At 62.5% G+C, this 19,798-nt stretch carries 18 protein-coding genes; 15 read left to right on the plus strand and 3 right to left on the minus strand.

The genetic code is table 11. From position 1 onward, the window contains the following. Positions 1-3: 3 nt before the first annotated feature. The 3 genes from AC1DLV_RS04495 to pdxA all read right to left on the minus strand — a co-directional run bounded on the left by AC1DLV_RS04495 (position 4) and on the right by pdxA (position 3,100). Positions 4-1,137, minus strand: a complete 1,134-nt coding sequence (locus AC1DLV_RS04495) for a sialidase family protein (protein ID WP_476798519.1) — start codon at positions 1,135-1,137, stop codon at positions 4-6. 71 nt (positions 1,138-1,208) lie between these two features. Further along, a complete protein-coding gene (locus tag AC1DLV_RS04500) occupies positions 1,209-2,114 on the minus strand; it encodes a dihydrodipicolinate synthase family protein (protein ID WP_476798371.1) in 906 nt (301 codons plus the stop codon). Next, a complete protein-coding gene (pdxA, locus tag AC1DLV_RS04505) occupies positions 2,111-3,100 on the minus strand; it encodes a 4-hydroxythreonine-4-phosphate dehydrogenase PdxA (protein WP_476798372.1) in 990 nt (329 codons plus the stop codon). Before pdxA ends, AC1DLV_RS04500 begins: the two co-directional genes overlap by 4 nt. Before the next feature lie 382 nt (positions 3,101-3,482). On the opposite strand from pdxA, the gene AC1DLV_RS04510 reads away from it, so the two are divergent. From AC1DLV_RS04510 to AC1DLV_RS04580, 15 genes are all read left to right on the plus strand, one after another. Further along, a complete protein-coding gene (locus AC1DLV_RS04510; protein ID WP_476798373.1) occupies positions 3,483-5,132 on the plus strand; it encodes an ABC transporter substrate-binding protein in 1,650 nt (549 codons plus the stop codon). Between the two features lie 79 nt (positions 5,133-5,211). Continuing rightward, the gene (locus AC1DLV_RS04515) at positions 5,212-6,168 is read left to right on the plus strand and encodes an ABC transporter permease (RefSeq protein ID WP_476798374.1); all 957 of its coding nucleotides are present in this window, start codon (positions 5,212-5,214) and stop codon (positions 6,166-6,168) included. A 1-nt stretch (position 6,169) separates the two neighbouring features. Further along, positions 6,170-7,135, plus strand: coding sequence for an ABC transporter permease (locus AC1DLV_RS04520; protein ID WP_476798375.1), 966 nt, complete (start codon positions 6,170-6,172; stop codon positions 7,133-7,135). Continuing rightward, entirely contained in the window at positions 7,132-8,142 is a 1,011-nt protein-coding gene (locus AC1DLV_RS04525; protein ID WP_476798376.1) for an ABC transporter ATP-binding protein, read from the plus strand. Before AC1DLV_RS04520 ends, AC1DLV_RS04525 begins: the two co-directional genes overlap by 4 nt. Beyond that, on the plus strand, positions 8,142-9,134 hold the full coding sequence (locus tag AC1DLV_RS04530) for an ABC transporter ATP-binding protein (RefSeq protein WP_476798377.1): 993 nt from the start codon (positions 8,142-8,144) through the stop codon (positions 9,132-9,134). The genes AC1DLV_RS04525 and AC1DLV_RS04530 overlap by 1 nt, the downstream gene beginning before the upstream one ends. A gap of 5 nt (positions 9,135-9,139) precedes the next feature. After that, the gene (locus AC1DLV_RS04535) at positions 9,140-10,213 is read left to right on the plus strand and encodes a four-carbon acid sugar kinase family protein (protein ID WP_476798378.1); all 1,074 of its coding nucleotides are present in this window, start codon (positions 9,140-9,142) and stop codon (positions 10,211-10,213) included. Then, a complete protein-coding gene (locus tag AC1DLV_RS04540) occupies positions 10,210-10,995 on the plus strand; it encodes a FadR/GntR family transcriptional regulator (protein WP_476798379.1) in 786 nt (261 codons plus the stop codon). The genes AC1DLV_RS04535 and AC1DLV_RS04540 overlap by 4 nt, the downstream gene beginning before the upstream one ends. Positions 10,996-11,046: 51 nt before the next feature. After that, positions 11,047-12,009: a hydroxyacid dehydrogenase gene (locus tag AC1DLV_RS04545; protein ID WP_476798380.1), complete on the plus strand. Its 963-nt coding sequence runs from the start codon at positions 11,047-11,049 to the stop codon at positions 12,007-12,009. 2 nt (positions 12,010-12,011) lie between these two features. Further along, complete coding sequence (locus AC1DLV_RS04550) at positions 12,012-13,079, plus strand: Ldh family oxidoreductase (RefSeq protein ID WP_476798381.1); 1,068 nt, start codon at positions 12,012-12,014, stop codon at positions 13,077-13,079. 150 nt (positions 13,080-13,229) lie between these two features. Continuing rightward, positions 13,230-14,273 (plus strand): HTH-type transcriptional regulator GntR, encoded by a 1,044-nt coding sequence (gntR, locus tag AC1DLV_RS04555; RefSeq protein ID WP_476798382.1) that lies wholly within the window; start codon positions 13,230-13,232, stop codon positions 14,271-14,273. 236 nt (positions 14,274-14,509) lie between these two features. Next, positions 14,510-15,637 (plus strand): sugar ABC transporter substrate-binding protein, encoded by a 1,128-nt coding sequence (locus tag AC1DLV_RS04560; RefSeq protein WP_476798383.1) that lies wholly within the window; start codon positions 14,510-14,512, stop codon positions 15,635-15,637. A 104-nt stretch (positions 15,638-15,741) separates the two neighbouring features. Beyond that, entirely contained in the window at positions 15,742-17,265 is a 1,524-nt protein-coding gene (locus tag AC1DLV_RS04565; protein WP_476798520.1) for a sugar ABC transporter ATP-binding protein, read from the plus strand. Further along, a complete protein-coding gene (locus AC1DLV_RS04570) occupies positions 17,262-18,242 on the plus strand; it encodes an ABC transporter permease (RefSeq protein ID WP_476798384.1) in 981 nt (326 codons plus the stop codon). Before AC1DLV_RS04565 ends, AC1DLV_RS04570 begins: the two co-directional genes overlap by 4 nt. Continuing rightward, positions 18,239-19,225 carry an ABC transporter permease gene (locus AC1DLV_RS04575; RefSeq protein WP_476798385.1) on the plus strand — a complete coding sequence of 329 codons (987 nt, stop codon included), beginning with the start codon at positions 18,239-18,241 and terminating at the stop codon, positions 19,223-19,225. Before AC1DLV_RS04570 ends, AC1DLV_RS04575 begins: the two co-directional genes overlap by 4 nt. Before the next feature lie 4 nt (positions 19,226-19,229). Further along, positions 19,230-19,772 (plus strand): gluconokinase, encoded by a 543-nt coding sequence (locus tag AC1DLV_RS04580; RefSeq protein WP_476798386.1) that lies wholly within the window; start codon positions 19,230-19,232, stop codon positions 19,770-19,772. Positions 19,773-19,798 lie beyond the last annotated feature (26 nt).

A 19,798-nucleotide genomic window follows, 5' to 3' on the forward strand; every position in this document is an offset into this window, starting at 1 on the left:
TGGTCAGAAACTTCCCGGCGAGAGGCGGATGTATTTGATGGCGCGGCGGAAATAGGTGAAGGCGACATGGATCGCCCCGTCCGGGGCCGCGAGGATGGACGGGTAGGAAAACTCGCGGTTCAACCCATCCTTGGAATTGTTGGTCAGGCAGAAACCGTCGCCGGTCTCGAGGTCGATGCGGTCGGCGAAGCTGTCGCCGCCATCGGAAGAGAAGGTGAGGCTGAGCGGCGCGCGCGGTACACCCCAGACGGCCTTGCGACCAACGGGCTCGACCACTTCTGCCGCCTCTGGCTCTTCGCCCTCGATCTCGTCGTAGAGCGACAGCCGGCGGTCATCCGACATCGAGGCATTAGCGTGGTTGTAGACGATGGCGATACGGCCATCGCCCGTTCGCACGGTCTGAACCGAGGAGTTGTTATTGGGCAGGTCGGTTGGCTCAGGGGCGCTCCAGTTGCGGCCGCCGTCATGTGAGCGGCTGCGCAGCACCTGCTCGGAGAAGCGGTTGCGGTAGAGCGCCACCATCTCGTCGCCGCCGAGCGGCACGATGTTCATGTGCACCGCGCCGATGCTGTCGGCCACGTCATGCATGGCCCAGCTGGTGCCGGCGTCGGTGGAGATCAGCACGGCAGCGGTGTCGACATCGCCGCTCCAGCGCGTGCCTGGCACGCCGATGCAGCGGAATACAGGCAAGAGCCATTCGTCGCGGCCGTTCACGATGATCGGCTGGCGCACGAAGGTGCCAGGGATATCGCAAAGCACCGACACCTCACCGAAGGTCTTGCCACCGTCCGAAGAGATGCGGCGCTTGACGACGGCACCGTCCTGCTGGCCCGAGGTCTGCGAGGTGTAGAGCAGCCAGACCTTGCCGTCGGGCGCGTTGAACAGCATCGGGTTCTGTTCGGATTTCTGGGGGTCGTCCGACATCTTTTGCGGCGCCGACCATGTGTCGGACCCGGGTGCCAGCCGCGACATGTAGATCGAGATGTCGCCCATGCCTTCCATGGTGCCGCCGAACCAGACACAAGTGAGCGTGCCGTCGGGCAGCAGCGAAAGGTTCGCGGCGTGGTTCTGCACCGTCGGCGACGGCAGGAAGGCTTCGGTGCGGCCGGGCGCTGTCGCCCACACCTTGCCGTCCATGCGCGCCGCGACTTCCGCGTGGGTCATGACGGCCGCTTCCGCTTGCGCCAAACTCATGGCCATCTCTCCGCTCACGGCAGCTGTTCGAGCTGCGGGCGGAGTGCGGCGATGTCGCCGTCGCTCAGCCCGACCAACGGTGGGCGCAGCCGCTGCCATGCCTTTTCGCCATGCTTGAGGCCGACCATGGCCTTGATGGTCGGGATCTGGGCGTAGCTATTGGAGAGGTTGCGCCAGGCGTTGATGCGCGCCTGCGCCACTTCGACCTTGGCCTCTTCGCTAGGGTTGGCATGGTTGTCGAACACTGTGCGCAGCGCATCCGCGATCAGGTTTGAGGTGGCTGTGATGCAGCCGGCGCCGCCTTCGCGCAAAAGCGGCAGCATCAGCGGATCAGCACCTGGGAAGACGGCGAAGCCCGGATAGGCCTGCACCAGCGCCTGCATATTGGCGAAATCGCCCTTGGATTCCTTGATGCCGACAACCGTCTTTGGGAAAGCCTCGATCAGCCGGCCGACGAGCTCGACCGACAATGCAATGCCCGACACCTGGGGGATGTGGTAGAGCACGACCTTGAGCCGATCGTCGGCAACGCCTTCGAGGATGCGCGAATAGGCGTCGAACAAGCCATCGTCGGACACGCCCTTATAATAGAAGGGCGGCAGCATCACGACCTTGTCGATGCCGATCGAGAGCGCATGGCGAGTCAGCTCGATGGTTTCGGGAATGGCGGCGACGCCGGTGCCGGGCATCAGCTTGTCAGCCCCAACGCCTGCCTTGACGACGCTTTCCAGCATCGCCTTGCGCTCTCCGAGCGAGAACGAATTGGCCTCGCCCGTGGTGCCGAGCAGAGCGACGCCATGGCAACCCTCGTCGAGCAGCCGCTGGCAATGCTTGGCGAGCAGGCCATGGTCCGGCGATAGATCGGCATTGATGGGCGTGGCGGCGGCGGAAAAGACGCCCGAGATTGCGAATTTCGTCATGCTGTCACCCGAGGCGTTCCGGCGAGCTTGCGCGCATAGGCGATCGCCGCATTCATGTTGACGTGGTTGGCCTTGCCGGTTCCGGCAATGTCGAAGGCGGTGCCGTGGTCGACCGAAGTGCGGTCGATGGGTAGGCCGAGCGAGATGTTGACGCCGGTTTCGAAAGCAACCAGCTTCATCGGGATGTGGCCCTGGTCATGGTACTGCGCGACGACGAGGTCGAAGGCGCCGGAATAGGCGCGGTGGAAAACTGTATCCGGCGGCACCGGGCCGTAGGCATCTATGCCCTCGGCCTTGGCCGCGGCAACGGCAGGGGCGATGAACTCGTCGTCTTCGGTGCCGAACAGGCCGTTTTCGCCGCAATGCGGGTTGAGGCCGGCGACCGCGATCCGTGGGCTTTCGATGCCGATGCGGCGCAGGTGGCGATAGCCGGTGCGGATGGTCTCGAGGATGCGCTCGGGCTTCACCCGCGCAATCGCCTCTTTCAGCGACACATGGGTCGAGACGTGAATGACCGACATGCGCTCGGCGGCGAGCAGCATCCAGGATGAACGCGAGCCAGTCAGATGCGCCAGCATGCCAGTATGGCCGTCATAGTGATGGCCGGCGAGGTTCAGTGCTTCCTTGTTGATGGGAGCGGTGACGATGCAGCCGATCTCGCCCACGGTAGCTGCTTCCACTGCACGGGCGATGAAGCGGAACGAGGCGTCGCCGGCGCGGGTGTCGATCTTGCCGAAGGCGATCGGATCGCCCTCGATGGCGACATGCTCGACAGCAACCGTGTCGGCACCGTCCGAGGCCGGTGCGAATTTCAGTGGTGCGCCGACGATGCTGGCTGCCGCTTCAAGGCTGTCGCGGTTGCCGAAGACGCGGACGGTGGCGCGGTCGGCGGCGCTCATCTCGGCCAGCGACTTGCAGATGATCTCGGGGCCGACGCCTGCCGGGTCCCCCATGGTGATGCCAATCGTGCGGCTAGAACTCGCCATCGCTCCCTGTCCGTCTTGTCTGCCGGCGATCCAAGCTTGTGGCGCGCGGCGGTCTGGAATCCTCCCGAGCGCATGCACCCGGTGGGTGCCAACTGCACTTGGCTTATGGCCGGAAACTGACCACAAGCAGACAAGTTGTCAAGTTGCTTTTTCCTGATGAATTTGAATGGTGGTCGCGCTGAGTCAGCTAAATTATTGATTTTACGACATTTAATCTACGTCATTTTACCGACAGCTAATTTTTCTGCGTCGCAAGTCGAAAAAATGAATTGACATGTTTACAATATGGCGGCATTTGTTCGACCACGGTTGCCGCTTCCGCGTCTGTTGCCTTTCGACCGACCAGAGCATCGCCGTTCACGGGTTTCAGGGAGGAAATGTGATGTCGAAACGGAACACCGAGACTCCGTCGCGTGCCGGGATGAACCGCCGCGACGCGCTCAGGCTCGGCCTGGGCGGCGCAGTGGGCTTCACGCTGCTCGGCCTCAATGCCAAGATCGTCTTCGCGCAAGAAGGACAGGTGCTGAAGGTCGCCAATCCGGCTTTCAACCAGGACTGGTCGCCGCTGCGCGGTGGCGGCGTGCCCTATCGCTGGAACTCGGCCTGGTGGGCCTCGCCGATGTATTTCGACAGCGAAGGCAAGATCCATCCTTACGTCTTCACTAGCTGGGAAGGCTCGGCTGACTCGAAGACCTGGACCTTCAAGCTCGACCCCAAGGCGACCTTCTCCGACGGCAGCAAGATCACTTCGGCAGATGTTGCAGGTTCGTGGAACGTTGCGGCGATGCCCGGCACCAAGAGCCAGCGCGCCGACCAGGTGCTCGGCAAGGTCGCTGGCTTCGCCGAAGTGACCGGCGGCAGCGCCAACACCATTTCCGGCGTCGCCACGCCCGACGAGGGCACCGTCGTCGTGACACTGAACGAAGCCGACCCGATCTATTTCATGCGGGTTGCCAACCACATCGTGCCGATAACCAAGGCCTCGCAGTCGCGCGGCGAGGATGGCAACGAGATCCAGGACTGGTTCACGCCCGACGCAGGTGCCGTCTATTCCGGCCCGTTCAAGCTGACCAGCATCGACATTGACGGTGGCAAGCTGGTGTTCGAGCCGAACGAGAACTTCTTCGGGCCGAAGCCCAAGCTTGCCCGCATCGAGATCACTTCGATCGAAGACAATGTCACGGCCACCTCGCTGCTCAAGTCGGGCGAGTTCAACGCCCACACCGAGTTGGTCACCTCGACCATCGTGCAGGATCTTGGCGCCGAATTCGCCTCGGGTCCGCTGATCCCGACCAGCCAGCACTTCTGGTTCAATTCCAAGCGCGCGCCGATGGACGATCCCAAGGTTCGCCAGGCGCTGATCATGGCGGTCGACCGCGACGGCCTGATGAAGGCCTCGTTCCCCGACGGCCCGCACAAGAAGACCGACCAGGTGCTCAACTCGGTGCCCGGCGCCGACAATTCCGGCTTCGAACCGTATCCCTACGATCCGGAAGGCGCCAAGAAGCTCCTCGCCGAGTCGACATATGGCGGTCCCGAGCGCCTGCCCAAAATCCTGTTCGTCGGCATTTCGTCGCCGGCCAACGAGGCGGCTGCCCAGTTCATCGCCGAGCAGTGGCGCCAGAATCTCGGCATCACCGCCGTCGACATGAAGCCGCAGCAGGACGCTTATGCCGGCCCCGACCAGAACTCGGTGCAGATCTTCCGCGACGACGTCGGCACTCGCGTGCCGGATGCCGCAAGCTATCTCGCCGGCTCGATCGCCTCGACTTCGTCCAACGCCCAGAACAAGCTCGGCGGCTACAAGAACGACAAGGTCGACCAGCTGCTGGCCGAAGCCGCGACCAAGGCGGCCGACGATCCGCAGCGCATAGCCCTTGCCCAGGAGGCCCAGAAGGCCTTCCGCGAGGACTGGACCTTCATCCCCTGGTACGCGCAGGCCATGTCGCGCTGGGCCAATGCCAATGTGAAGGGCATCGACAAGAACCTCGACTGGCAGGTTGTCGCTCCTTGGGAAATCACCGTCGGCTGATGCTCCGGTAAAGCGCACGGGGGCTCGTCCCCCGTGCTACTCTCTCGAAATGATACCGTGCGGTGGGAGGCCGCCCGCCATGCTGCGTTATATTGCAACACGGCTGCTGCTGTGGATTCCGTCCGTTCTGCTGGTCATGCTGGCCGTCTATGCCATGGCCTATTTTGGTGCTGGCGACCCGATCAAGCTGATCTTCCTGCGCGCGCCCGGCGACGTCGCCTACAATCCTGAAAAGATCGAGGCGATCCGTGATGCCGCGGGCCTGAACCGGCCGTTCCTCGTTCAGTTCGGCAGCTACATCCTCAACCTTTTGCAGGGCAATTTCGGCAACTCGCTGACTTCGGGCCGCTCGGTCTGGGCGATGGTTTCTGCCGCGGCTCCCGTTTCGTTCAAGCTCGGCCTCTGCGCCGTGGTGCTAACGGCAATCGTTGCCGTACCGCTCGGCATGATCGCGGCAATGAACCAGAACACCAAGATCGACTACACGATCCTCGGCTCGGCGTTGTTTCTGTGGGCCATCCCGGCCTATGTCGCCGGTCCGCTTTTGATGGTGGCGCTGATCTTCGTCCTGCCTGGGGGCAAGGTTCCTTATGGCTGGGGCGGCATCTTCGATCTGCGCATCCTGTTGCCGCTGCTCGTGCTCTCGTTCCAGCCGATCGCGTTGATTGTGCGCCAGACCCGTGCCGCCGTGATTGAGGTGCTGTCGGAGGATTTCGTCCGCACCGCCCGCGCCAAGGGAGTGCCCGAAATGGTGGTGGCCTTCCGCCACATCCTCAGGCCCGTGCTGACGCCCGTCGTCACCCAGCTCGGCCTGATCATGATCACCATCGTCAACGGCGCGATCTTCGTCGAGCTGGTGTTCGGCCTCCCTGGCCTCGGCCGCCTGACAGTCTCGGCGCTCACAAATTCCGACTATCCCGTCATCCTGGCAATCACGCTGATCGGCTCGTTCCTGGTGATGCTGTCGAACCTTCTTGTCGACGTGCTCTACCCGCTGCTCGATCCGCGCGCCAACGACACGATGAGGAGCCGCTGACATGACGATCGCGCCCGTCAATCTGTCCTCGTCAGTGGCCGACGACGAGCCCCCCGTCAGCTTGTGGCGCGATGCCTGGCACCGCCTGTTGCGCAACAAGCTGGCGGTTGCCGGTCTCGCCGTGGTCATCCTGCTCGCCTTCGTCGCCGTTTTCGGCCCCTGGCTCACGCCCTACGACTTCCTGACCCAGGACCTTAACGCTCGCAACCAGGCGCCATCGCTTGCGCACCTCTTCGGCACCGACGATCTCGGCCGCGATGTCTTCTCACGCGTTGTCTATGGCACCCGCACCGCCTTCGTCGTGGCGATCGTGGTGACGACGATCGCCGTCGTCATCGGCGTCACCCTCGGCGCCATGGCTGGCTTCTTCGGCGGACTGTTCGACCGTATCGTCATGTGGTTCACCGACATGACCATGTCGGTGCCCAACCTTTTGCTGGTCGTCGTCATTAATGCTTCGCTGAAGACGCCCATCACCACCTGGATGGAAGCGCGCTATCAGGCGACGCTCAACCCGTTCTACCGCGAAACCATCTGGGTCGACTTCTTGCTGGTGTTCGGCTCGATGGCACTGATCAGCTGGCCACCCTATGCCCGCCTCGTCCGTGCCCAGGTGCTGTCGATCCGCGGTCGGCCTTATGTCACGGCGGCGCGCGCGCTCGGCCTGACCAACCGGCTGATCCTTATGCGCTACATCGTGCCCAACGCCATCGGCCCGCTGATCGTCTCGGTCAGCGCCGGTCTCGGTACCGCCATGGTGCTGGAAAGCGCCTTCTCCTTCCTCGGCGTCGGCGTCAATCCGCCCACGCCCAGCTGGGGCAACATGATCTCCGACGGCCTGCGCGTCTGGCAGCACTATCCACATCTGCTCGCCGCACCCGCAGCCGTGCTCGGCCTCGCCACTGTCGCCTTCTCTTTCCTAGGCGACGGCCTCAACGACGCTCTCAACCCGAGGGGCAGCAAATGACCGCTCCCGAAATCCAGAAGCCGCTGCTCGACGTTCGCGGCCTGACAATCGAGATCGAAACCCGCCGGGGCCCGGCCATCATCGTCGACGGCATCAACCTCACCGTCGGCAAGGGCGAGACAGTCGGCGTCGTCGGCGAATCCGGCTGCGGCAAGAGCCTAACCATGCTCTCCCTGGTCCGGCTGCTGCCAAACAAGATCAAGGTGAAGGGCGGCACAGCTGACTTCGCTGGCCGCGACCTGCTCAAGATGTCGAAGTCGGAGCTGCGCCAGGTGCGCGGCGGCAAGATCGGTTTCGTCTTCCAGGATCCGATGACCTCGCTCAACCCGGTCATGCGCATCGGCGACCAGCTCTGCGAGCCACTGATCTACCATCGCAACATGAACAAGGCCGACGCCCGCGAGCGCGCGATCGAATTGCTGAGGTTGGTCGGTATCCCAGGCCCGGAGCAACGTATCACGGCCTATCCGCACGAACTCTCTGGCGGCATGCGCCAACGGGTGATGATCGCCATGGGCCTTGCTTGCGACCCGGAACTGTTGATCGCCGACGAACCGACGACTGCGCTCGACGTCACCATCCAGGCGCAGATCGTCGACCTGGTGAAGGATCTGCGCAAGAAGCTCAACATGTCGGTGGTGTGGATTACCCACGACCTCGCGCTGATCGCTGGATTGGTCGACCGCGTCGCCGTGCTCTATGCCGGAACTGTAGTGGAGGACGCGCCGGTCGGCGAACTCTTCGCCCGGCCGACGCATCCCTACACGCGCGGCCTGCTGGCCTCGATCCCCAAGCTGTCCGACGAGCGGGCCACCCGGCTGTCTTCCATCGGCGGCACGCCACCCGAACCGGGCCGCCGTCCGAAGGGCTGCCCATTTGCGCCACGCTGCGCCTTGGCCGAAAGCATCTGCCACGAACGCGTGCCGGTGCTCGAGCCGGTCGCAGGCACCAGCGGCCACCGCGTCGCCTGCTTCGTCGCCCAGCGCCAGATGAAGGAGGCCGCGTGATGGCTGCCGAACCGCTGATCAAGGTAGAGAATCTCGTCAAGCATTTCGTCGTCCGCCTCGGCGCCTTCGGCGAGCGCGGCGCCACAGTGTATGCCGTCGACGACGTCAATTTCGACATCTTCACCGGCGAAACGCTGTCGCTGGTCGGCGAATCCGGCTGCGGCAAGTCGACCACTGGCTTCACCCTGCTCAACCTGCAGAAGGCAACCTCGGGCAAGGTTATATTCCAGGGCGAAAACATCGTCTCGCTCGACGAGAAGCGCATGCGGCCCTATCGCCGCGAGTTGCAGATCGTCTTCCAGGACCCCTATTCGACGCTCAATCCGCGCATGACCATCGGCGAAGTGGTCGGCGAGCCGATCCTGTTCCACAAGCTTGCCACCAAGGCCGAGCTGCCGGAGCGGGTGTCACGCCTGCTCGCCGATGTCGGCCTGCCCGCCCGTTTTGCCCAGCGTTATCCGCACGAACTCTCGGGCGGCCAGCGCCAGCGCGTGGCGATTGCCCGGGCGCTCGCCTGCCAGCCCAAATTCATCGTCTGCGACGAGGCGATCTCGGCGCTCGACGTGTCAGTACAGGCGCAGATCATCAACCTGCTGCTCGATCTGCAAGAAAAGTACGGGCTGACCTACCTGTTCATCGCCCATGACCTTGCCGTGGTCCGCCACATCAGCACCCGCGTGGGCGTGATGTATCTCGGCCGCATGGCGGAACTGGCTACCCGCGAACAACTGTTTTCCAACCCGCTGCACCCCTACACCAAGGCACTGCTTTCGGCGGTGCCGGAGGCCGATCCGGAGCTTGAGAAGACGCGCCAGCGCCAGATATTGACGGGCGACGTGCCAAGCCCGCTTTCACCGCCGGCCGGCTGCCGCTTCCACACGCGCTGCCCGATCGCCATGGACAAGTGCAAGGCGGTGGTTCCCGAGTGGCGCGAGGTGGTAACGGGCCACCATGTCGCCTGCCATGCCGTGACAGACGGACTGCCGGGATGACCTTGATGCTCGCCATTGTTGCCGATGACCTGACCGGAGCGCTCGACACTTCGGCGCCCTTCGTCGCAGAGGGCCTAAAGGTGGCGGTGGCGATGACTCTCGAAGCGACCGGCAAGGCGCTGGCGAGCGCTCCCGATGTCTTTGCCGTCAGCACGGCGTCGCGGGCACTACCCGCGGAAGTCGCAGCTGCAAGGGTGCGCGAAGTCGCTAACCGGTTCATGCCGCATACGCCCGGCATCGTCATGAAGAAGATCGACTCCCGGCTGAAAGGCAATGTCGGCGTGGAAGCCGACGCGCTGGCCGAGGCATCGGGGCGCGATGCGCTCGTCGTGGCGCCCGCCGTTCCCGACCAGGGCCGCACGACGCGCGACGACGCTGTCGTCGGCCGCGGCGTCGATGCGCCAGTGCCGGTGCTGGCGACATTTGCGGGCCTGTCCAGGCGCGTCTCCGTGCGCAACGCCGTCAACGACGCCGATCTTGACCAAGTCATCGCGGATACCGACTGGAGCAACAGCGTTGCGGTCGGGGCGCGGGGACTGGGGCTGGCCTTCGCCCGCCATCTCCAGGCCAACAGCAACTCCAGGCCCGCCGACGCATCGACAAGCGACCAGAACGTGCTATTCGCCTTCGGCTCGCGCGACCCCATCACCGATCAGCAGGTCGCCCGATTGGTCGATGATAATCCCCACGTTCAGGTCGTCGACGCCTTGAACGGCCGCTTCGCCTTGCCCGCCGACAGCACTCTGCCAACGGTTGTTCGTTGCACCGGCGAGATGGTCGAAGAGCCGACCCGAATCGCAGCCCGTTTCGCTAAGCAGGTCGCCGCCGCTGTAGACCGGCTGCGCCCTTCGACGCTTGTCATGGGTGGTGGCGACACGGCATTGGCCATACTTGGCGCGCTTGGCGCCGACGTGCTATTTCCGCAGGGCGAGGTGGCGCCGGGCTTGCCCTGGTTTACAATCGCGACGCGCCATGGCGAAGGGCTGCGCTGTGTCGTAAAATCCGGCGGATTCGGGAAGGTCGCGGTTCTCTCCGATCTCTTGCGTATGCCGAGCCGGGAACAGGCGGAACACACATGACGACCGAATTGCAGCAGGACGGAACGGAGCCGGATGCGGCCGAAGCCGGCGAAAAGCCGGGCAACGGCCACAAGGGCGCTTCCAAGGCGCCGAAGCTGGTAGACAAGGTGTTCGACCAGCTGCAGGAGCGGATCGTCTCAGGCGAGTTCCCCTCGGGCTCTAAGCTGCCGGGCGAGCACGATCTAGCGACGCTGCTCGGCGTGTCACGGCCGGTGGTGCGTGATGCCCTGGGCCGCCTGCGTGATGTCGGCCTCGTCTATTCCCGCCAGGGCTCGGGAACCTACGTCCGCGTCTTCGACACCCAGAAGACCAGCCTTGGCTTCTCCCCGGTCAAGACGATCGCCGACATCCAGCGTTGCTACGAGTTCCGCCTGACAATCGAGCCGGAGGCCGCCTATTTCGCCGCTCTGCGCCATGACGCTGCGGCGATGCAGAAGATGCGCGCCGCTCTCTCCGAACTGCGCGACGCGACGCGCGACCAGACCCACCGATCCGATGTCGACTTCCTGTTCCATCGCTCGGTGGCTGAGGCCGCCAACAACCACTATTACACCGCTTGCCTCGACGCACTGCGCCAGCACATCGCCGTCGGCATGAACCTGCACGGTCTCTCCCTGATGGGGCCGCTGACCAAGCTCGAACAGGTCTACGACGAGCATCGAGGCATCTGCGACGCCATCGCTGCGGGTGAGGCGGAGCTGGCGCGCAACCGCATGCGCGAGCATCTCGAAGGCTCGCGCAACCGCTTGTTCGAAAACAAGGTGCTCGACCTCTCGCGCTGACCCCGGGTCGGCAGAACTTCAGCCGCTCAGGCGGCACGACAGGAAAGAACGATGACAACGACGATCGTTACAGTCGGCGGCCGGATGGCCGCCGAGGGCCTTGCCATGCTTGAAGATGCCGGAGTTACGTGCATCTCGACCGAGCCTTATCCCGCGAAATCCGAGGTGCTGGAACTGATCGAGCAGCACCAGCCGGCAGCACTTGTGGTGCGGCTGGTGGAGTTGGTCGACAGCGACATGCTGTCGGCGTCGCGCAATCTCAGGATCGTCGCCAAGCATGGCGTCGGCACTAACGACATCGACGCCACTGCCGCAAAGGCGATGGGCATCCCCGTCGTCATGGCGACCGGAGCCAATGCCCATTCGGTGGCCGAACACGCGCTCGGGCTGATCCTGGCGCTGACCAAGGATTTCCTGCGCCAGGACGGCCATATCCGCAACGGCTTGTGGGACAAGAAGCTCTATGCTGGGCGCGAGCTGCGCGGCCAGAAGCTCGGCCTCGTCGGCTTCGGCCTGATTGGCCAGATCCTCGCTCGCATGGTGGCTCCCATCGGCATGCAGGTCTCGGCCTACGATCCCTTCGCGACGGACGAGGCCTTTGCGAGCGGGGTCGAGCGCGCGACCTCGCTCGATGCACTTCTAACAGACAGCGACGTCGTCAGCCTGCATTGTCCGCTGACCGACGGCACGCGCGGGCTTATAGGCGCGCGCGAGATCGCGCTGATCAAGCCCACGGCCATCCTCGTCAACACGGCGCGCGGCGAGGTGGTCGACGAACCGGCGCTGATCGCGGCTCTCCAGGCCGGGCGCATCGCCGGCGCCGGGCTCGACAGCTTCGCCGAGGAGCCGCCGGTCGCAAGCCTGCTTTGGCAGCTGCCCAACGTCCTGCTTACGCCGCATGTCGCGGGCGTCACCGAGGACGCGCGCCGTGCCGTCTCAATCATGACCGCCGGCAACGTGCTTGCCTTCCTCCGCGGCGAGCAGATCGCCCAGAATCTCTATGCAAGGGCATGACCATGGCCTCCGATGACACGCGTCACGACATCGATACGCTGACCGACCTCGCTTTTGCCATCTTCAAGGCGGCGGGCCTCGAGCCTGACAAGGCTCATGCAGTGGCCGAGATCCTGGTCGAAGCCGACCTGATGGGCCACACCACCCATGGGCTGGCATTGGCACCATGGTATCTCGACAGCATCCGCAACGGCGTCATGACCAAATCAGGCGCACCCCGGGTGATCTCGGATCGCGGTGCCTGCGTCGCCTGGGACGGCTTGCGTCTGCCCGGCGCCTGGCTGACGGCGACGGCGATGGACCTCGCCGTCGAGCGCGCCGCGATCTACGGTACAGTCACCGTCGCCATCGGTAACAGCCATCACATCGGCTGCCTCGCCGCCTATCTTACCCGGGCTACTGATCGCGGCTATGTCGCGCTGCTGGCAAGTTCCAGCCCGTCGGGCGCTTCGGTCGCCCCGTTCGGGGGCACGCGCGGCGTCTTCACGCCGAACCCCATCGCCGCCGGCATCCCGACCGACGGCGACCCGATCCTGATCGATGTCAGCGCCTCGATCACCACCAATAACATGAGCTCACGCCTGATCGCCGAAGGCCGGACGTTCGAGCACCAGTGGCTGCTCGACCGTGAGGGCAACCCGACAAACGATCCCCGCGTGCTCAACGACGGCGGCACAATCCTGCCCGCTGGCGGGCTCGACCACGGTCAGAAAGGGTATGCTCTGGCGATCCTCGTCGAAGCGCTGACCCAGGGCCTTGCCGGCTTTGGCCGCGTCGATAAGCCCGAAGGCACCAACGCCTCGGTGTTCATGCAGGTCATCGACCCAAGCGCCTTCGCCGGCGAAGCGGCCTTCACCAGCCAGACCGGCTGGCTGGCCGATGCCTGCCGAACGAACCCGCCCCGTCCAGGTGTCGAACGCGTTCGCCTGCCGGGCGAAAACGCGGCAAGGCGCAAGCGGCAGGCAATGGCCAACGGCGTCGCGCTCCACGAGGGTGTGTTCGACAAACTCGTCACCGAGGCGGCAAGGCTTGGGATCGATGTCACCTCGCAGTATTCCGAACAACCTTAAGGCAGCGATGCGCGCCTAGCGCAAGCCTCTTGCCCTCCCTTCGGCCGCAACCAACTCGTCGATCTTGTCGCTCAGAATTGTTGCACTTGGCTTCTCAAGCCAGCCGAGTTTGTTGCATGATGCCGTGGAAAACTGGACCCCATCGCTCTGATGAAGAAGGCGAACCTGGTGACGCGGAGAAGACGTGGCGGCGGCAAGCCTACGATTGCGGATGTCGCCCAACGAGCAGGTGTTGGAGCGATTACGGTTTCGCGCGCCCTGAGAGAGCCTGACCGAGTGTCCGAAGACCTCCGCAACCAAATTGCTGCGGCGATCGATGAACTTGGGTATGTTCCCGATCGCAACGCCCGCGCACTCGCCTCGGCGCGGGACGACATTGTTGCTGTTTTGGTGCCGTCGCTGACAAACAATGTTTTTGCCGAGGTCGTGCGCGGTCTCTATGACGGTCTGGGCGATAGCCATCTGCAGCTTCACCTCGGCAACACCCACTATTCGGGCATTGAAGAAGAACGCTTGCTTCGCGTTTTCCTGAGCCAGCGCCCATCGGCCCTCGTCGTCTCCGGTATCGACCAGACACCGGCATCCCGGGCCATGCTGCAAAAGGCAGGTTGTCCCGTTGTTCAGATCATGGAAACCGGAACCGACCCGATCGACATGATGATCGGCTTCTCGCATTTCGAAGGCGGGCGAGTCGTCACCCGTCACCTTGTCGAGATGGGGTACCGGAGGATCGGTTTCATTGGTGCGCGCATGGATCCCCGGTCGCAGCGGCGCATGGCCGGTTATCGCGCCGTGGTTGAAGACATGGGCATCTACGACCCGCGCCTGGTGACGACAACGCCGACACCATCCAGCGTCTCGCTCGGACGCGAGTTGTTGCGTCACGCACTTGCCAAGGCGCCGGACCTTGATGCCGTATTCTGCAACAATGACGATCTGGCCTTGGGCGCGTTGTTCGAATGCAACCGCTCTGCCCTGGCAGTGCCTGGCAGGATTGGAATCGCGGGCTTCAATGATCTCGACATGATGGAAGTGGCTTTTCCGTCGCTGACAAGCGTGCGTACCTATCGCTACGAGATCGGCAGGCGAGCGGTTGCCATGGTCCGCGCGGCAATCGCGGGAACGCCTCAGCTTGAACCTGTCGTTGATGTCGGATTCGAATTGAAAATCCGGGAAAGCACCAACCGTAGGTAGCTCTTGCGCTGCGCCAGAGAGCACAAGCGGACTATCTTTACATTCCAAGATGGTAGCGCTACCATCTTGGAATTGCGCCAAATGCCGGGAGGAAATGGCCTTGGTGTGCAATATGGAGGATGTTGTCCCGATATTCACCTGCTGCAGTGCTGATGCTGCGGAGGAGAAATCATGCCGCCATACTGGCCGCGTGCGGATTGATCCTCAACGTCATGAAACGAAACGGGAGGATTGACATGTTGAAGTCGCTTGCGGCTGGCATGATCGCGGCCAGCGCGTTTCTTATGATGGGATCGACAGCGATTGCCGACCCTGAGGTGGTGTCTGGCCCAGCGGCCGACGCGAAATGTTTCGCGCCGTGGAATGCAGACACAAAGTTCTACAAGTATCCGGCCAAGACCGGGCCTTATCGCGTTGCCCTCGCCAATGGCTATATCGCCAACACATGGCGCATCCAGATGATCCAGTCGGCCAAGGCCTACGCGGCACAACCAGAGGTCGCCGCGAAACTCAAGGAGTTCAAGGTCGTGTCGACTGGCGAAGACGTGCCAGCGCAGATCTCGGCCGTCGATAACTTCATTGATTCCGGTTACGACGCCATCATCGTCAACGCCCAGAACGCGGCTGCGCTCATTCCGGCACTGAAGAGGGCAAAGGCGGCTGGCGTTGTGGTGGTTGCCTTCGACGGCACGGTCGACAATTCCGAAGACCTCATCAACGTCAATGTCGACCAGAAGGGTCTCGGCATCCTATGGGCCAACTGGCTGGTCAAGCATCTGCCGGAGGGCGGCAAGATCCTTGAGGTTCGTGGCGTCGCCGGCCATCCGGTCGATGGAGCACGCCACGAAGGCATCCACGAGACTTTTGCGGCAACCGGCAAGAAATGGGATGTCGTCGAAGTTGTCGGCAAGTGGGACGACGCTGTCGCCCAGAAAGTGACGGCAGATGCCATTGTCGCCAGTGGACCTTTCGATGGCATCACCGGTCAGGGCGGCGACACCGGCATCGTTCAGGCGATGATCGACACGAAGCATGCGTTCGTGCCGTTTGGCGGCGAGACAGAGAACGGCTTTCGCAAGTTTTGCGCCAAATACGGCGGCGAGGGTTTGAAATGCTCGTCGGCTGGCTCCGGTCCTGCCCAGGTCGCCGTTGCCATCAAGACCGCACTTACCGCGTTGGAAGGCAATGTGGTTCCCCAGTCGATTAAGCTGCCGCTAGCTATCGTAGAGGATCCCAACTTCAAGGAAGGCCAGGATTTCTATCCTGACCAGTCTGACAACTTCTTTGTCGGCAATTCATTCCCGACTTGTGGCATCGACATTTCCGCTATCGAGATCCTCGGCCAGTCCAAGGAAAACCAGTAGATCGAGAACGCCCTACTTCTCTGCCGCGGGGCAATTCCCGCGGCAGCCTTTGCGCCTTCAACTCGCAACAGGAGGTTCGGTTGGACACCACCCCGCTCTTCCAGATGGAGAAGGTTTCCAAGCACTATGGCGGTGTCCATGCATTGGACAAAGCCGACCTGACCGTGGAGGCCGGGCGCATCCACGCCATCCTCGGAGAAAACGGAGCCGGCAAGTCGACCCTGATCAAGATCATTGCCGGCGTCGTGACGCCCGACGAGGGCAGGATGCTGATGAATGGCGAGGAGATCTTGTTCGCGTCGCCGGCGGCTGCGGGCAGGCAAGGCGTAGCTTGCATCTTCCAGGAGCTTTCGCTCATTCCAGACCTCAGCGTTGCCGACAACATCATGATAGCTGATCCGCCGAAGCGCTTCGGCCTGATCGACCGCCAAAGGCAACGGCTGATCGCCATGGATGCGCTGGCTAGGGCCGGCGCGGAAGACATCCACCCCGCGGCGCTGGTTGGAGACTTGCCGCTGTCGCGGCGCCAACTGGTCGAAATCGCCAAGGCGCTCGCGCGTAACCCGAAAATTCTCATCCTGGATGAGGCAACATCCGCGCTCACTGCCGTGGATGTGGAAAAGGTATTTGCGGTCCTGCGGCGCTTGCGCAGCGAAGGACTGGCGCTGCTGTTCATATCGCACCGCATGAACGAGATCACGGAGCTTGCCGACACCTGCACCGTGTTCAGGAACGGGCGCAACGTCGCGACTTATGAGGCGGGGAGCAGATCCGAAAACGAAGTCGTCGAGATGATGATCGGACGACATTACAGCCACGTCTTTCCGCCCAAACCACCCTGCGTTCCGACCGCCCAACGTCCGGCCTTGGAATGTCGCAATTTGTCGTGGGACAATCGCTTGAAAGACATCTCGCTGTCGGTGCGGCCTGGTGAGATCGTTGGGCTGGGTGGCCTTGACGGACAGGGCCAGCGCGAACTGCTGCTGGCTATTTTTGGGGTATTGCGCGGGCTGGACGGCGATATCCTCATCGATGGCCAGCGCGTATCCATCAAAAGCCCCTCGGCCGCCAAAATCCAGTCTTTGGGAATGGCGCTGATCCCCGAAGATCGCAAAACCGAAGGCCTGATGCTGCCCATGTCGGTGCGCGACAACCTTTCTTTCGCTGCACTCGACCTGCTCTCTGCGCACGGGATGATAGACAAACGAGCCGAGCGTCAGGCCAATGAGGACATGCTGCAATTGCTCGCCGTCAAGACCGACGGGCTCGACGGTCCGGTCAGCGCGCTATCAGGCGGCAACCAGCAGAAAGTCGTTATCGCCAAGTGGCTGATGCGCAAGCCCGGCATCATTCTGCTCAACGATCCGACACGCGGCATCGATGTGGGGACTAAGCAGGAGATCTATCAGCTCCTGCGTCGACTAGCCGACCAGGGCGCGGCGATTCTTTATTATTCGACCGATTATGACGAGCTGATCGGCTGCTGCGATCGGGTCCTTGTCCTTTATGACGGCACCATCAAGCGGGAATTCGCAGGCGACGAGCTCAATGAGCATGCGCTGGTTGCTAGCGCGCTTAATGTTGATCAAGAGACAAGACGTGCTCGGATCGGGGGAATCCCATCATGAGGGACTGGCGCTACTGGTTTGCGGAGCAGAAGGGAACGCTGATCGCACTCGGCATCTTCTTGTTCATGTTTGCGATCTACATAGCCAACCACCCTGCGGGGCTCACACCCAACGTCGCGCAGACAGCGTCGAACAAGGCCACACTTCTGGCGCTCGTCGCCATGGCTCAGGCACTGGTTGTGATCACTGCCGGAATAGACCTTTCTATCGGATCGATCTTCGTATTGACCAATTGCCTAGCCTCCTGGCTTGTGCAGGGAACGCCCCTGGAAACAGCCCTGGGTATTGTGTTGGTGCTGTCAGTCGGTCTGCTTTGTGGAACCCTAAATGGCCTGATCGTCCTGTTTGGAAGGTTGCAACCGATCGTCGCCACCATCGGAACCGGCGCGATTTATTTCGGCATTGCCCTGATGTTGCGCCCGTTGCCTGGAGGATCGGTAAACGAAACACTGGCTGATGCGATGACCGGCAAGTTGCTGGGCGTTGTGCCAACGAGCCTGGTGTTTCTTTTGGCGATCGTGCTTGTGGTCTGGGTGCCATTCAGCCGTTCCGTTGCCGGGCGCGCTGCCTATGCCGCCGGATCGTCCGAGCAGAGCGCCTATATGTCAGGTGTTCCAATCCGTCGTGGCAAACTTGCTGCCTACGCTCTTTCGGGCCTGCTTGCCGGCATGGGGGGCTTGTTCTTGACCTTTTTCACCTATTCAGGCGAGGCTTCGACGGCAAGCGCGAGCACTTATACGCTTTTTTCGATTGCAGCGGTCGTGCTCGGCGGCGTCTCGCTCTATGGCGGGAAGGGCAGCATCATCGGCGTGATCTTTGGCGCGTTTGCTTTCCGGACCATCGGCGACCTCATGTTCGTCTTTGATCTGGACGCTTTATGGCAACCCCTGTTTCAGGGAGTGATCTTGCTGGCTGCTATCAGCTTTAGCTCGATCGGACTTCTGAGGGTGCGCAATCGGCTGGAGTGGTTTCGATGAGCGAAGCTTTGCCAATGCGGACGCCAAGCAGGATGCCGAAATTCCTCCGCCGTGCCGATCCCGCGATCGTAACCGCCTTTGCCTGCATCCTGGCATTGATCATTATCGGGAGCCTCTATTCACCGAGCTTCCTTTCAAGCGAGTATCTACTCCAGCAGTTGAAGGTCGCGTCCTTCCTTGGCGTGATCGCCACTGGCATGATGCTTGTCATTCTTCTCGGACAGATCGATCTCTCCGTACCCTGGGTCGTGGCAGGCGGCGCGATGATGGCCTGTGCCGCAACGGCCTACGGGCCTGTGGCAACCGCCCTTGCAATTCCGCTTGGCATTTTTTGCGGGATGGCGTTCGGAACACTCAACGGCTTTGGCATCGCGTATCTGCGCATCCCCTCGATGATTGTAACGCTCGCCACCAATGCCGTCGCCCAAGGGCTGATGGTGGTCTATACAGGCGGTTTTGCACCACGCGATTCAGCAACCAACGCGATGCGCTACATCGCCACCGGCGCGCTCGTCCCGGGAGTTCCAAACGCTGTCGTCATCTGGGCCCTGGTCGGAGCCGGCATGGTGTTCATGTTGACGAAGACGGGCTTTGGACGTGCTGTCTACGGAATCGGCAACCGTGAGCGCGCCGCCTACCTGTCGGGCGTCAACACCAGACTTGTGGTGTTGATCGCCTTTGCAATTTCAGGCGGATTGAGCGCTCTCGGCGGTGTCCTGCTGGCGGGCTACGCCTCGAAGGCGGCACAGGCAATGGGCGATGCGTACCTATTGCCGGCTATCGCGGCGGTGGTTCTCGGGGGCACCTCGATACTGGGTGGCAAGGGATCATACCTCGGGACGGTAGCCGGCGTCATTCTGATTACCCTTCTTCAGTCCATCCTCTCGGTCATTCAAATGCCGGAGGCCGGCCGGCAGATCATCTATGGGGTCGTCATCATCTCCATGCTGCTGCTCTACGGTCGGACCCCGTCAAAAGGGTAAGAGCTTGAACAAGCCCGGCAAAAAGACGCATCGGGTAGTGCTACCGCTCGTCGTCATGGGCGTGAGCGGCTGTGGCAAGTCGGTGGTCGGAATGGCGATAGCCGAGGCTCTTCATGCCAGCTTCGTTGAGGGTGACATGCTGCACCCCGCCAAAAACATCACGCGCATGGCCAACGGGCAGGCGCTGAATGATGCGGATCGGAAGGGGTGGCTCGACTTGATTGGCCGGGAGATCGCAGCGCAAGTTGAGCAAGGACATCATGTTGTTGCCGCGTGTTCGGCTCTCAAACGCCGCTATCGCGATCAGCTCCGGAGTCTGAACCCATCCTTGCATTTCGTTCACCTGGTGCTCGATCCAGCCACGGCTCGTCGTCGCGTCTTGGAACGCACTGGCCATTTCATGCCCGAGAGCCTTGTTGACAGCCAGTTCGCCGATCTTGAGCCTCCCGACGTCAACGAAGCAGCACTTGTCCTTGATGCGCTGTTGCCTGTCGATGTGCTGGCGAGGGCAGCTACAGACTTCGTGAATGGTGGCCGGCAGCCATGACGAGCACCGGCAGTTGCTGGCTAGAC

It is taken from the genome of Aminobacter sp. 01T433 (assembly GCF_056398585.1).